General features: G+C 66.8%; 12 protein-coding genes, 1 pseudogene and 1 riboswitch. Of the genes and pseudogenes, 4 read left to right on the top strand and 9 right to left on the bottom strand.

All coding sequences use genetic code 11. The annotated features are described in order from the left end of the window. Nucleotides 1-211: 211 nt before the first annotated feature. Both AC5Y2L_RS01575 and AC5Y2L_RS01570 read right to left on the bottom strand, forming a co-directional pair. Complete coding sequence (locus AC5Y2L_RS01575; RefSeq protein WP_499939081.1) at nucleotides 212-571, bottom strand: hypothetical protein; 360 nt, start codon at nucleotides 569-571, stop codon at nucleotides 212-214. 43 nt (nucleotides 572-614) lie between these two features. Further along, on the bottom strand, nucleotides 615-839 hold the full coding sequence (locus AC5Y2L_RS01570; RefSeq protein WP_499939083.1) for a hypothetical protein: 225 nt from the start codon (nucleotides 837-839) through the stop codon (nucleotides 615-617). A 162-nt stretch (nucleotides 840-1,001) separates the two neighbouring features. On the opposite strand from AC5Y2L_RS01570, the gene AC5Y2L_RS01565 reads away from it, so the two are divergent. Then, nucleotides 1,002-2,324 carry a TetR/AcrR family transcriptional regulator gene (locus AC5Y2L_RS01565; protein WP_499939084.1) on the top strand — a complete coding sequence of 441 codons (1,323 nt, stop codon included), beginning with the start codon at nucleotides 1,002-1,004 and terminating at the stop codon, nucleotides 2,322-2,324. Here the strand turns inward: AC5Y2L_RS01565 and AC5Y2L_RS01560 are convergent. The 3 genes from AC5Y2L_RS01560 to thiC all read right to left on the bottom strand — a co-directional run bounded on the left by AC5Y2L_RS01560 (nucleotide 2,215) and on the right by thiC (nucleotide 5,329). Beyond that, on the bottom strand, nucleotides 2,215-2,856 hold the full coding sequence (locus AC5Y2L_RS01560; protein WP_499939086.1) for an alpha/beta hydrolase family protein: 642 nt from the start codon (nucleotides 2,854-2,856) through the stop codon (nucleotides 2,215-2,217). The two genes, AC5Y2L_RS01565 and AC5Y2L_RS01560, sit on opposite strands and share 110 nt — an antisense overlap. Further along, nucleotides 2,856-3,683, bottom strand: a complete 828-nt coding sequence (gene thiD / locus AC5Y2L_RS01555; RefSeq protein ID WP_499939087.1) for a bifunctional hydroxymethylpyrimidine kinase/phosphomethylpyrimidine kinase — start codon at nucleotides 3,681-3,683, stop codon at nucleotides 2,856-2,858. The genes AC5Y2L_RS01560 and thiD overlap by 1 nt, the downstream gene beginning before the upstream one ends. Further along, nucleotides 3,680-5,329 (bottom strand): phosphomethylpyrimidine synthase ThiC, encoded by a 1,650-nt coding sequence (thiC, locus tag AC5Y2L_RS01550; protein WP_499939088.1) that lies wholly within the window; start codon nucleotides 5,327-5,329, stop codon nucleotides 3,680-3,682. The genes thiD and thiC overlap by 4 nt, the downstream gene beginning before the upstream one ends. After that, nucleotides 5,318-5,429, bottom strand: a riboswitch (TPP riboswitch). (Overlaps the previous gene by 12 nt.) A 176-nt stretch (nucleotides 5,430-5,605) precedes the next feature. On the opposite strand from thiC, the gene AC5Y2L_RS01545 reads away from it, so the two are divergent. Continuing rightward, nucleotides 5,606-6,223, top strand: a complete 618-nt coding sequence (locus AC5Y2L_RS01545) for a PAS and ANTAR domain-containing protein (RefSeq protein ID WP_499939151.1) — start codon at nucleotides 5,606-5,608, stop codon at nucleotides 6,221-6,223. Between the two features lie 98 nt (nucleotides 6,224-6,321). After that, nucleotides 6,322-6,723 carry an STAS domain-containing protein gene (locus tag AC5Y2L_RS01540; RefSeq protein ID WP_499939090.1) on the top strand — a complete coding sequence of 134 codons (402 nt, stop codon included), beginning with the start codon at nucleotides 6,322-6,324 and terminating at the stop codon, nucleotides 6,721-6,723. A gap of 5 nt (nucleotides 6,724-6,728) precedes the next feature. Here AC5Y2L_RS01540 and AC5Y2L_RS01535 read toward each other — a convergent pair whose 3' ends face one another. Further along, complete coding sequence (locus tag AC5Y2L_RS01535; RefSeq protein ID WP_499939091.1) at nucleotides 6,729-7,004, bottom strand: hypothetical protein; 276 nt, start codon at nucleotides 7,002-7,004, stop codon at nucleotides 6,729-6,731. 63 nt (nucleotides 7,005-7,067) lie between these two features. Between AC5Y2L_RS01535 and AC5Y2L_RS01530 the strand changes: the two genes are divergently transcribed. Further along, entirely contained in the window at nucleotides 7,068-7,286 is a 219-nt protein-coding gene (locus tag AC5Y2L_RS01530; RefSeq protein ID WP_499943612.1) for an Rv1535 domain-containing protein, read from the top strand. Between the two features lie 7 nt (nucleotides 7,287-7,293). On the opposite strand, the pseudogene AC5Y2L_RS01525 reads toward AC5Y2L_RS01530, so the two are convergent. The 3 genes and pseudogenes from AC5Y2L_RS01525 to AC5Y2L_RS01515 all read right to left on the bottom strand — a co-directional run. Continuing rightward, nucleotides 7,294-9,591 (bottom strand): annotated as a pseudogene (locus AC5Y2L_RS01525) (cation-translocating P-type ATPase); the annotation flags it as partial. Between the two features lie 2,037 nt (nucleotides 9,592-11,628). After that, complete coding sequence (locus tag AC5Y2L_RS01520; protein ID WP_499939092.1) at nucleotides 11,629-12,087, bottom strand: hypothetical protein; 459 nt, start codon at nucleotides 12,085-12,087, stop codon at nucleotides 11,629-11,631. Nucleotides 12,088-12,238: 151 nt separating this feature from the next. Continuing rightward, nucleotides 12,239-13,045, bottom strand: coding sequence for an exodeoxyribonuclease III (locus tag AC5Y2L_RS01515; protein WP_499939154.1), 807 nt, complete (start codon nucleotides 13,043-13,045; stop codon nucleotides 12,239-12,241). Between the last annotated feature and the right edge of the window lie 20 nt (nucleotides 13,046-13,065).

Here is a 13,065-nt window from a genome sequence, read left to right as displayed (position 1 = left end):
CGTGAAATGTCTCGTACGGCAAGGGTTTTCACTGCGTTCTGAGTCCGATTATTTTGCACCTGCTGGAAGCGCTCCAGACACATCAGCCACGCTGGTCCCTACGATGCTGGGCAAGCCATTTCGCAACGTGATACTACCCGCGATATCGAATTCGAGACCGCAACATGGCCACCTTTCTGGCACGCAAGTGACATGAAAGGTTGAACGATTGCTAGAAGTGCCGAGCGATCTCCGGGTGGGGAACGTAGTGCGGCGGCTCCGCGTCTTCTCTCGCCTGCTGCCCGTTGTGCACCCACCTCACCAGGAACGCGGTTACCAGTAACCAACCGATGACAACGGTGGGAATGGCCCACACGCGACGGGCCAACACTGCGCTGCCACACTGCGTGACGAAGTCGTGACCGTGGGTTTCAGCGGCCCGGCTGAGGTTGGAATGGATTCCATTGCCACAGCTGACCTTGATGCCGTACATGTCGAATTCGTTCAGGTGAACCGGATACATCATTGCGCCCAATCCGAAGGCTGCCAGTAGCACCCCGGCGATCCCGATGTACATCAGACGATGAGTCACGCCTTCTCCTTGGATGTTAATTGCAGATTTGGCCAGCCGAGGCTCACGTCATGCACACGTTCGCGAACAGCAGGACCGGCCAGGACACGATCGAACCGAGAAAGGACACCGCCAGGTCGGCTCCGTGCATTTGGCTCAAATGCTGCGTGTGAGTTGCCGACCAGATGGTGCCGATCAGCAGATACGGTGTGCCGACGATCAACCCGAGGACGATGAGCTGGCCGATGGTGACCTCGAAGTCGAGCACCTGGCGAATTCTCTGCAGCATGTGCGTCCTCTCGGCAGTATGTTTTGGAGGCCTTCGGAGGGCACTGAAGCGTCCGCAAACCCGACCGGCCAACCCGCCGCATCCCGATTATGTTAATGGAGATTCTCACACGGCGAAAGCCCCGGGGGGTTCCAGAACCGCTTTTCCGGCTATCGTGAAGCGGTGTCGACCGCGCAGGCCCCGACCGGCTTACCCCGCGAACATGTAGCCGGCACTCGGCGGCGGCCCAAAGACCGCAAGGCGCAGATCGCGCGGGCGTCCGCTGAGGCGTTCAGCGCGCAGGGGTATCACGCCGTCAGCATGGAAACCATTGCCGCCAAAGTGGGGATTTCGGCGGCCGCGCTGTACCGGCACTACGACGGCAAGTACGCCCTCTTCCGCGGCGCAGTGCTGGCGCTGAGCCAACAACTTGTCGACTGCACCGATATCGAGGAGCTTGACGATCCGGCCGCAATGCTGGTCCAGCTGATCGCCGCGCTGATCGACGCCACCCTGGACAACCGCGACTCCGGCGGCCTGTACCGCTGGCAGGCCCGCTATCTGCGTGCCGAGGATCAGGCCACGCTGACCAATCAGCTCAAGTTGGTGAATCGGCGAATCCAGAAGCCGCTCATGAAGATTCGGCCCAATCTGGTGTCGACGCAGCGGTGGATGCTGTCAGCCGGGGTGCTCAGCGTCATCGGCAGCATCGTCGACCACGAGGCGCGGCTGCCGATCGACGATATTCGTGACCTGCTGGCCGAGGCCGCCTCGGCGATCCTTGGCGCCGAGCTGCCGCTGCCAGGGGATGTACTTCCCCGTCCGGTGTCGTGGCGGATCTTCGCCGAAGACGCCGGCGTCTACGAAGCGCTGCTGCACGCCTCGATGGCCCTGTTCAGGGAGCGGGGTTATTCGGAGACCAGCATGGCGCAGATCGCCAAGGCCGCCGGCGTGCCGGTATCAGGGATCTACCGCTACTTCTCCGGCAAGTGCGAGATTCTGGCGACGGGATTGCGCCGAGCCGCCGACCGGGCCTCCGCGCAGCTGTCGCCGGTCCTGGGTGCGCTCACCGAGCCGCGCCAAGCATTGGCGCTGCTGATCGATGCTTATGTGGCAACGTCGTTCGCCAACCCCGAGCTGGCCGCCGTCTACTACACCGAGCGAGTCAACCTGACACCCGCCGACCAAAAGCTGCTGCACAACGTCCAGCAGTCGACGATCGACTCGTGGGTGCGGCTGCTGACGGCCGCCCGGCCGTCGCTCACGCCGATGCGGGCCCGGTTCCTGGTGCACGCCGCGATGGCACTGGTGGTCGACCTGGGCCGCATGGTGAACCCGGACGGCCGCGCGGACGAATCGCCCTACACCCAGGCGTGTGTTCGAAAATTGATGCAGCTCACGCTTTTTGGCCGGGAACTCGGCCCGAAAGAAGACGTAGCGCCGCGTCGACGGCCAGGCCGGCGACGTCGAGGGTCTTCGACCCCAGATCGTGCCGCGCGCCGCTGATCTCGACGACCTCGGTCGCTGCTGCGATCAGAGCCGCGGCATCGCGCACCTCCGCCGGCGTGCCGAACGGATCCGACGTGCCGTGCGTGAAGACGGTGGGCACCCTGATGTCTGGTAGGTGCTCGGTGCGGGCGCGTTCGGGCTTGCCCGGCGGATGGACCGGATAGGAGAACAACGTCAGCACATCGACGGGGGCTTCGCCGGCGGCCACCACCATCGACGTCTGCCGGCCGCCGTAAGAATGTCCACCGGCGATCAGCGGACCGTCGGCAAGCCCGCGACAGAACTCGATTGCCTCGACTATTCCCGCCCGGTCGGCCGCCGCCGAGCCGGACGGTGGCCCCTTGGGCCGGCGTCGTCGGTAGGGCAGGTTGAAGCGCACCGCCAGCCACCCGCGGTGCGCCCACTCGTCGCAAACCTGTTGCAGCAGTTTGGAATCCCGGTTTCCACCGGCGCCGTGGGTCAACACCACCACGCCGAGGGGGACTCCCTCGGGTTCGTGTGCCACCCCGGCGATCTGGTCGAGATCCATCAGCCGAGCCGGAACAGTGCGGAAACCGGGCCATGGCCGTGGCCCAATGGATAGGCGGCGCGCAGGGATTCGGTGACCCATTGCTTGCCGAAAGCGACCGCGTCGGGAACGGAGTACCCGTGCGCGAGCGTGCAGGCTATCGCGCTTGCCAACGTGTCGCCGCCGCCGTGGTCGTTGCCGGTGCTGATCCGTTGCGCATCGAACTCGTAGAAGTCGCTCCCGTCATAGAGCAGATCGCAGCTGTGCTGCGACGACCGCAGGTGGCCGCCCTTGACCAGTGCCCAGCGCGGGCCCAGGGCGTGTAGGGCTTTCGCCGCGTCCCGCTGCGACTCGGCGTCGACCACGTCGATATCGACGATCAGGCGCACCTCGTCCAGGTTCGGCGTCACCAGTGTCGCCAGCGGAAACAATTGTGCGCGAAGCGAATCCAGGGCAGTAGGTGCCAACAGCGCGTCGCCGTGCATGGACGCGCACACCGGGTCGACGACGAGCGGAACGGATAAATCGAGTCGACGCCAGGTGGCGGCCACCGTTGCAATGATGCTGGACGACGCCAGCATCCCGGTCTTGGCCGCCTGAATGCCGATGTCGGTCACCACGGCTTCCATCTGACCGGCCACCACATCGTCGGGAACTTCGTGAAAGCCCTTGACGCCCAACGTGTTCTGCACGGTGACCGCGGTGACCGCAACGCACGCGTGTACACCCAGCAACGCCATCGTGCGCATGTCGGCCTGGATGCCTGCCCCGCCGCCGGAGTCCGATCCCGCGATGGTGAGCACCCGCCGCGGCGTGGTGCCCGGCGGCGGCACGGGCAGGTAATTCACTGCGTAATCGGCAGATACACCCGATTGCCGTGCTCGGCGAATTCGGCCGACTTCTCCGCCATCGCGGCTTCGATCGCTTCCTCGCTGTCGAGTCCATGCGCGGCGGCGTAATCTCGCACATCCTGGGTGATCCGCATCGAGCAGAACTTCGGCCCGCACATCGAGCAGAAGTGTGCGGTCTTCGCGGGCTCGGCCGGCAGCGTCTCGTCGTGGAATTCCCGTGCGGTGTCCGGGTCCAGCGACAGCGCGAACTGGTCGGTCCAGCGGAACTCGAAACGGGCCGTGCTCAACGCGTCGTCGCGCTCCTGCGCGCGGGGATGACCCTTGGCGAGGTCGGCGGAATGCGCGGCGATCTTGTAGGCGATCACCCCGTCCTTGACGTCCTTGCGATCCGGCAGGCCCAGGTGCTCCTTGGGAGTGACGTAGCACAGCATGGCGGTACCGGCCTGGGCGATGATGGCCGCGCCGATGGCCGAGGTGATGTGGTCGTAGGCCGGCGCGATGTCGGTTGCCAACGGACCCAGCGTGTAGAACGGAGCCTCCTCGCACAGCTCCTCTTCCAGACGTACGTTTTCCACGATCTTGTGCATCGGGATGTGCCCGGGGCCCTCGATCATCACCTGTGCCCCACGGGATTTCGCGATCTTGGTCAGTTCGCCCAGGGTGCGCAGCTCGGCGAACTGCGCGGCGTCGTTGGCGTCGGCGATCGACCCGGGCCGCAGCCCGTCGCCGAGCGAGAAGGTGACGTCGTAGCGCGCGAAGATGTCAGCCAGCTCCTCGAAATGCGTGTAGAGGAACGACTCCTGATGATGGGCCAGGCACCACGCCGCCATGATCGACCCGCCGCGGCTGACGATGCCGGTGACCCGCTTGGCGGTCAGCGGGACGTACCGCAGCAGCACCCCGGCGTGCACGGTCATGTAGTCGACACCCTGCTCGCACTGCTCGATTACGGTGTCGCGGTAGATCTCCCAGGTCAACTGGGTGGGATCACCCTTGACCTTTTCCAGTGCCTGATAGATCGGCACCGTGCCGACGGGCACCGGCGAATTGCGCAGGATCCACTCGCGGGTTTCGTGAATGTTCCTGCCGGTGGACAGGTCCATGATGGTGTCGGCACCCCACCGGGTGGCCCAGACCATCTTGTCGACTTCTTCGGCGATGGACGACGTCACCGCCGAGTTGCCGATGTTCGCGTTGACCTTGACCGCGAACGCCTTGCCGATGATCATCGGCTCGCTCTCGGGGTGGTTGTGGTTGGCCGGGATCACGGCACGGCCGCGGGCCACCTCGTCGCGCACCAGCTCGGCCGGCATGTCTTCGCGGGCGGCGATGAACGCCATCTCCGCGGTGATTTCGCCGGCGCGGGCGCGCTGCAGCTGAGTGCCGCGGTCGCGTACCACCCCGGGCCGCGGCGGCAACCCGGCCGCGAGGTCGATCATCGCTTCCGACTCGGTGTAGGGCCCAGAGGTGTCATAGAGGTCGAAGTGGTCCCCGGTGGACAGGTGCACCCGCCGGAACGGCACGCGCAACCGCAGCCCGTCCGGGCCGGACACGTCGCGGTAGGTCTTGCTGCTACCCGCGATCGGTCCGGTGGTCACTGTTGGCTCGACTGCCTCAGTGGCCTTTGCAAGAACGTCAGTCATGTCATCTCCCTACGCCGGCATTACCCGATCAGGTTCGTACGGTCGACGGCCCCGAGCCGTCCTCTCAGCGCACTCGGCGTGCGCTCCCGCGTGTTCAGTTGGGGATGTGGACCACGCTACACGCCACCATCGTGATCGGGTCCGCGATGTTGGTCCTCTTGCTAGCCGGTGCCCCCACCGGAGTGGGATGATGCAAACGTGCAGCAACCAGCCCAAAAAGGTGCGCCTGACAAGGCAGACCAGCCCAAGCACGCAGTTGACGGCAGTGGCCCGTATCTGAACGTGGGCACCTTCCGCTTCTGGTTCGTCGGCCAGCGCTGGGAGTGGTCCGACGAGGTAGCACGAATGCATGGGTATGAGCCCGGGTCGGTGGTGCCGACCACCAAGTTGATGCTCTCGCACAAGCATCCGGAGGACCGCGCACACGTGCAGGACCTGCTCGATTACGCGTTGCGGTCGGGCGAGTCGTTCTCGAGTCGGCACCGGTTCGTCGACACCGCGGGCAAGGTGCACGACGCGATCGTGGTGGCCGACCGCATGTTCGACGACTCGGGGGCGGTGGTCGGCACCGCCGGCCATTACATCGACCTCACCGACACTTTTGACCAGACGCGCCAAGAAGTGCTCGACGAAGCCCTGCCGGACCTGTTCGAGAGCCGCGCGGCGATTGAGCAGGCCAAGGGTGTGCTGATGGCTGTCTACCGAGTCAGCGCCGACCAGGCGTTCCGGGTGCTGCAGTGGCGCTCGCAGGAGACGAATACGAAGTTGCGCGCGCTGGCGGCCCAGATTGTCGCGGAGGTGCCGGCGCTTCCGGCGATTTCGGCCGCCACCCAGAACAGCTTCGACCACATGTTGCTTACGGTGCATGAACGCATTGGTGCCGACTCTGGCTGACCGGCGCATTAAGCTCAATCCGTTTGGATGGTGCGTGGCGTCGGGCTCCGCGTGCCGTTCACCGGCGGAACGTCACGCATCCGAGGCGGAGAACCTGAATGGAACCGTTGGGAACCGATCTTGAGGCGCGCGATGACGCGATCGTGGTGTGCGTCAGGGGCGACGTCGACTCCAGCACGGTCGACCAGCTGGTCGGCACCTTGATGGACGCGCTGGACATGGCCGGAGCTCAGCCCGCCCGGCTTCTTGTCGTCGATCTGGAGCGGGTGACGTTCTTCGGAAGCGCCGGATTGAACGCGGTGCTCGACACCCACGAGCACGGTAAGGCGGCCGGGACGGCCGTTCGGTTGGTGGCCAGTCACGCGCAGGTGCTGCAACCGATCGAGGTAACGGAATTGGATCGAGTGTTGGACATCTACCCGACGCTGTCCGAGGCGATTCCCGGGGTCAAACGGTTCCGGGATCCTGAGGACAGCGACGAACGCGGGTATGCGGGCTGAACTGGTCAGACCTCTTCCATCGCCTCGCCGAGTTCCTCGAGGAGCTTGTTGTGGTGGTTGCTCGCCAGGATGTGCCCGGCCGCGATGACGAGGGCAACCGGCCACTCGATGAGCTCGAACGCAGCCAGGGCGGCCAGACCGCCGTAGTAGGCGAGTTGTTCGGGCCGCGGTATCTCGACCGTCCCCAGCACCGGCAGTTTCATGGCGAAGGTTTCCCCCTCGCGAATCTGCTGTACCGCCTCACGCTGGGAGGTTCCTCGCCGCGTCTTCTTTTCCGCCATCATTTCCCTTTCGGTAACTAAGGGTTTGCCACGGAGTCCGATCACACGGTCAACGTGGGACGTATGTCGAGGACCGACCACTTGGCCGATCCGCTGATTTCGCCGATCGCTTCGCTGCTGAATGCCCCGATGCGGGAACTTTATGCGCTGTTGTGGCGCGCGGGGGTCGTCGAGATTGTGCAGCCCGAGAGGCCGTCTCCTCAGTCGGCGAAGCGGGATCCGGCTGGTGTGACTGCGGACCGCCGGACCGCTCCCGATCGTCGAAAAACTGGCCCAGGATAGCAACGGCGATGGTGGCCAGGGTGGCGGCGCCCAGCCCCTGTGCCCAGCCGAGCGGATCGAGCGGGGTGCAGCCGAGCAGGTGGCTGACGCCCGGAATGCTGATCAACACCGCCACGAAGGCGAGTGAGCCCAGTGCGGTGAGGACCACCAACGGGGCCTGTGACTCCAGCAGGGTCTGACCCAATTCGGCCGCGATCAGCGCTACCAGGGCGACGGTGGACGCACGTTGCGGCAACCCGGTCAGCGCGGACAGCCGGCTCAACCCGGGCGGCCCGTTGAACCCCGCCATCGCCCAGGCCGCCGTCGCCGCGGCCGCGGTGGTGACGCCGCGGATGGCCACCGCGTTCCACAATGCGGCCTGATCCGCGCCGCGCAGAGTGGGGTCCACACTGCCGCGCGGCTTGCTGACCGCGAGGGCAGCGGCGGGCAGCGCGTCGGTCAGCGTGTTGACCAGCAGCAGTTGGCGGGTGTTCAGCGGCGAAGTGCCGGTGATCGCGCTGCCGATGATCGCGAAGATCACTTCACCAGCATTGCCACCCAGCAACACCGACACGGCCGCCTGCACCCGTCGCCAGAGCTGGCGGCCTTCCTCGATGGCCTCCAACAGCGCGTCGATACGGCCGTCGATCAGGACCACGTCGGCCACCAGGTGCGCCGGGTCGCTGCCATGCGCCACCACACCGATGCCGACCGTGGCGGACCGGATGGCCGCGGCGTCGTTGGCGCCGTCACCGACCATCGCGGTCCGGACGCCGGCGTTCTCCAGCGTCTGGACCACCTGAACCTTGTTCTCCGGCGTCATCCGGGCGAAGATCACCCGCTCGGTGACCACCCGTTCTTGATCTTTGCGGGACAGCGAATCCCATTCCGCGCCGCTGATCACCTGGTCGGCGGTCACCGGCAGGCCCAGCTCCTCGGCGATCGCTTTCGCGGTGATGGGATGGTCGCCGGTGATCAGCTTGATGCCCACCCCCTGCGATCGCAGGGTTCGGATCAGTCCGGCGGATTCCGGGCGCGGGGTGTCGGACAACCCCAGGAAACCCGTCAGGGTCAACCCGTCGCTGCAGTACTCGGCGATGTGATCGGGGTTCTCCTGGATCCTGCGCGCCTGTTGCGGACTCAGGCTGCGTTGCGCCACCGCGATGACGCGCAGCCCGCTGGCGGCCATCTCGCGGACCGTGCCGTCCATGGAAGCGTCGTCTCCGCATGCGGCCAGCACCACTTCGGGCGCGCCTTTGACGGTCAGCTCGGTGCCGGTCGCCGAGGCGGAGAAGGCCCGGCCGGAGCGGAACGGCAGGTGCGCGGTGGGGCCCGATCCGTCGCCCGCGACGAACGCACCCGCCGTGACCGCGCCTTCCACGATGGCGACATCGGTCGCGTGCGCCTTTGACGCCGGCGCGGCGTGCGCGGCGCAACGCAGGACTTCGGCTTTGGCGGCATCCGAATCACCCGCCGCGGCACGCACCTCCGATACCCGCAGACGGTTCTCGGACAGCGTTCCGGTCTTGTCGAAGCACACCACCTCGATCCGGCCGAGCGCCTCCACCGAACGCGGGACACGAACCAGCGCACCGAATTTCGTCAACCGTCGTGCCGACGCCGCTTGCGCCAGCGTCGCCACCAGCGGCATGCCTTCGGGGACGGCGGCGACCGCGATGGCGATGGCACTGGCAACCGCATGCTGCAACCCGATGCGGCGCACCAGCCCGAGGGCGCCGACCAACGCGCCGCCGGTGATGCTGACCGGGAGCGCCCGGGTGGTGAGCTGGCCGAGCTGGTGTTGCAGGCCGATGTCCGACGACAGCTCGCCGGATATCAGGTCGGCGGCGCGACGCTGTTGGGTGTCGGCGCCAACGGCGGTGACCAGTGCCACCGCGGTGCCGGCGACCACGGTAGTCCCGGCGAACAGCATGCACCGGCGTTCGGCCAGCGGGGCGCCGGGCGTGGCCTCGACCTGCTTGTCCACCGACAGCGACTCGCCGGTGAGCGCGGACTCGTCGACCTCGACGTCGACCTCTTCGATGATCCGGGCATCGGCCGGCACCACCTCGTGGGTGCGTACTTCGATCACGTCGCCCGGCCGCAGGTGCGTGGCGTCGATATCGACGTATGCCCGAACACCGCCAGGGTGGGTGATGACCTTCCGGGCCGGGGGGATCTGCAACGCCAGTAGGTGGCTCAACCGCCTTTCCGCCCGCAGCCGTTGAGCCGCGGCCAGGATGGAGTTTCCGGTCAGTACGGTACCGACCAGCACCGCGTCGACGGGCGAGCCGAGGATCGCGCTGGCCGCCGAGCCGAGTGCCATCACCGGCGTCAGCGGGTCGGACAGTTCGGCTCGGACGGCCTTGGCGAGTTGCCACACCGCTTGCACCGGGGTTTGGGACGGCGGTGTGCCGCCGCGGCGGTAGGGCTCGGTGGCCGCCTGCGCAGCGGGCAACGTCTTGCGGACTTGCTCGACCGACATCGCATGCCATTCGTGTACCTCGGCCGGGCGTGGAGTGTTCGCCCTGAGGATGCCGCGGGCCAGCAGATACCCCGACAGCAGACCCGCCGCCGCGCCGACGTTCACGGTCTCGGACCCGAGATTGCCGCGCACGCCCGGGATCATGAACAGCGAGCCCATGGCCGTCGCGCCGGCCGAAATCCCGATGCCCCGCTGGACTGCGGTCTTGGCCGCGGGCAGCGCATGCAACAGCCGCCAGGCGGCGGCCAGGTCCGGCAGCAGAAGGTCGGCCTTCCAGGGCGGTGCGCCTTCCTTCGGCATGAGGCCCAGCGCCAGGTGTGCGGACGAAAGTGCTTGTGCGCCAGACGATGACAGCACGGCCACCGTTCGGCCGTCCTGCTGCAGGGCGGCGACGGCGGCCGCGAGCGCGTCGTCGATGGACTTGCGACTGCCGTTTCTCACCGGCCGGATGTCGTCGAACGCGGGCCGCAACTCGTCCAGCGAGTCGTCGTCGACGGAGACCAGTTGCGCTCCGGTTCGGTGCGCCTCGGCGACCACGGCCGCGGCCAGCGGATCGCGGGCGGGCAGGAAAAGGGCTTCGACTTTGGCACCTGCGCTTCCGCCGGAGATCCCGCGCACCGCGCGCCAGCCGGGGCGCAGAGTGCTCTTCTCGAGCATGAGCTGGGCGCGGCTCCAAGCCGTAGACAACTCGTCGTCGGTGGCGCCGCGGATGCGTGCCACCCGCAAGGTGTCGGTGCACAGAACTCGCGGGTCGATGACTATCGCATCGACCTTGTCCAGGCGGCGCAGGCTTTCCGGCCGTAACGGCAACACGGAGTATTGCGCGGCCAGTCCGCGGGCAAGGGTGGTGGCGAAGGCTTCCGGCGTGGTCCGGTTGGCTTTGGGAGTAGTTATCTGCACCGCGGTGGCCGCCATGTTCGCGTTGCGGGTGCCCGTGCCGATCAGCCCCGCGCTGAGCGACTGGAGCAGTGCGAAACGATCGGCGACGCGCTCCATGCCTCTGGACGGCTGTGGCCGCGGCGACGGTTGCGTCCACGGTTGGTCGGCATACCGCGCAAGCTCGGGCTCATGCAGCTCCCAGGCGCGCGCCTCCGCGCGCACTTCGGCGGCTTTCATCGACTGCAACGTCAGTCCTAGCGACAGCGAGGTCACCGATTGGGACAGCGTTTGGCTGGTTGCCTGGACCAGCGTCATCACGGTGTCGGTGGCCGGACCGCCGATACGGTCCTGCAGCCGGCGTCGCAGCCAGGGCTGGTAGTCGAAAAACGTTATGCCGGCGGCGATGGTGACCGGCAGACGCGGCAGGTGCAGCGCGCGGCCGGTGAGCGCTACGCCCAGCCCGGCCGCGTTGTACGCCACGGTCAACGCTCTGATCGCCAGCACGACTCCGTCGCCCGGCAAATTTCCCACCGAACCTGCGTCTTTTCCTATGCGGCAACGTTTTTCGGCATTCTCGACGACACGGCACAGTTCGCTCAGCGACGTGTCCGAACCGCTGATGCCGACGACCACGCGCGACAGGGGGTAGTTCAGACTGGCCGAAGTGACTCCGTGGTGGGCCCGTAGTGCGTCGAGCACCGCCCGCCCGAGTTCGTCGTCATCGGTGCCGTCGAGCCCGCGCACCTCAATCCACGCGCGGTCTCCGCCGCGCCAGCAGTGCCGAGTCAGTGTCTCGCGGGAGAGCTCCCCGGAGAGCACCTTGGCTCCTTCGCGGAGCGGGATGGCGGCGATCCCGGCGACGGTGCCGGCCGCGGCAGTCGCCGTCGTGAGCGATGCCGTGGTGAGAGCGGTGGCCGCCTGGACGCCGGATGCGACGACGCGCAGCGGCATAGACCGGCCTATCGAGGTGGCAATACTCAATCGTCTCTACGCTGCCGATTAGTTGGTGCTGCGCAGGTTGGTGGTGCCCGCCCGCCGGCCGGTTGACTTCTTCGCAGCCTTGGCGGGTGACTTGGCGGCGGTCTTACGCGGCGCCGCCTTTTCCGACGCGGGCTTGTCCGGCACGGGGGTGAGTTTCGCCTGCTGCGCCGGCCGGGTGGACTCGTCGGGCTTTTCCGCTATCTTCCGCAACACCAGCGCACCGCCGCCGACAGCCAACAGAATCGGCCACTCGACCAGGCCGGTGACCCCCAGCGCAGCGATCGCCAACGCGGCCGCGGGCGTCGACTTGCTGCCGCTGCCGATGCCGCGCTGAATGCCTTCGGCGGCTCCCTTCACGCCTCCGACCACTCCGCTTACCGCGGCGCCACCGACAGCGCCCGCGGCGGCAGTGGTCGCCGTTGCTGCACCATTGACCGCTCGACCAACACTGCGGACCGCTCCGCCGACGACACTCATAATCACTCCCTGGGCTTAACCCTTTATATACCCGTGCGTCGAACACTCACCGCAACAAACGGTTGTTCCTCGCGTGTTTCAAATGAAAGCCTGCCACGTAACAAAGCGGCAGACAACGAACGCCGGTCGCCGGCGGACGCGCGCGGGCCACTCACTCGGATCGCACATCGACCAGCACCGGCGCATGGTCACTGGGCGCCTTACCTTTGCGCTCCTCGCGCACAATCTGCGCGTCGGCCACCCGGCGGGCCAACGCCGGCGACGCCAGGATGAAATCGATTCGCATGCCGCGATTCTTCGGAAACCGCAGCTGGGTGTAGTCCCAGTACGTGTAGACGCCCGGCCCTGGCGTGAAAGGCCTTACCACGTCCGTGAATTGGGCGTCGACGATGGCATTGAAGGCCTTGCGCTCGGGTTCGGAGACATGCGTGCATCCGGTGTAGTACTCGGTGCTCCACACGTCTTCGTCGGTTGGCGCGATGTTCCAGTCGCCGACCAGCGCGATCGGAGCGCCGGGATCGTCGCGCAGCCAACCTTCGGCCGTATCACGCAGAGCGGCAAGCCAATTCAGCTTATAGGTGTAGTGCGGATCGTTCAGGGCACGACCGTTGGGCACGTACAGGCTCCACACCCGCACACCGGCGCAGGTGGCGCCCAGGGCGCGGGCTTCCGCGGTGGCCGCTATCTCGGGCTTACTGCTCCATGTCGGCTGACCCTCGAAGCCGATCTGCACGTCGTCGAGGCCGACGCGGGAAGCGATCGCGACGCCGTTCCACTGGTTGAAGCCGACGTGGGCTACCTCGTAGCCGATTTCGAAGAACGGCAGGGTAGGGAACTGACCGTCGGCACACTTGGTCTCCTGCATGGCCAGCACGTCGACCTCGGCACGGGCCAGCCAATCGACCACACGGTCCAGGCGGGTGCGAATCGAGTTCACATTCCAGGTGGCCAGGCGCAGCCGCGGCTCGTCGGGCATGG

The organism is Mycobacterium sp. NGS66 (assembly GCF_059812225.1).
Note: the sequence above shows the minus strand (reverse complement) of the source record. Positions and strands in the feature narration are given on the sequence as shown.

Excerpts from the sequence above, each read along its gene's own strand:
- AC5Y2L_RS01570 (WP_499939083.1), bottom strand. The coding sequence starts at position 839 with ATGCTGCAGAGAATTCGCCAGGTGCTCGACTTCGAGGTCACCATCGGC.
- AC5Y2L_RS01530 (WP_499943612.1), top strand. The coding sequence starts at position 7,068 with ATGTCGAGGACCGACCACTTGGCCGATCCGCTGATTTCGCCGATCGCT.
- AC5Y2L_RS01535 (WP_499939091.1), bottom strand. The coding sequence starts at position 7,004 with ATGGCGGAAAAGAAGACGCGGCGAGGAACCTCCCAGCGTGAGGCGGTA.
- AC5Y2L_RS01540 (WP_499939090.1), top strand. The coding sequence starts at position 6,322 with ATGGAACCGTTGGGAACCGATCTTGAGGCGCGCGATGACGCGATCGTG.
- AC5Y2L_RS01520 (WP_499939092.1), bottom strand. The coding sequence starts at position 12,087 with ATGAGTGTCGTCGGCGGAGCGGTCCGCAGTGTTGGTCGAGCGGTCAAT.
- AC5Y2L_RS01560 (WP_499939086.1), bottom strand. The coding sequence starts at position 2,856 with ATGGATCTCGACCAGATCGCCGGGGTGGCACACGAACCCGAGGGAGTC.
- thiC (WP_499939088.1), bottom strand. The coding sequence starts at position 5,329 with ATGACTGACGTTCTTGCAAAGGCCACTGAGGCAGTCGAGCCAACAGTG.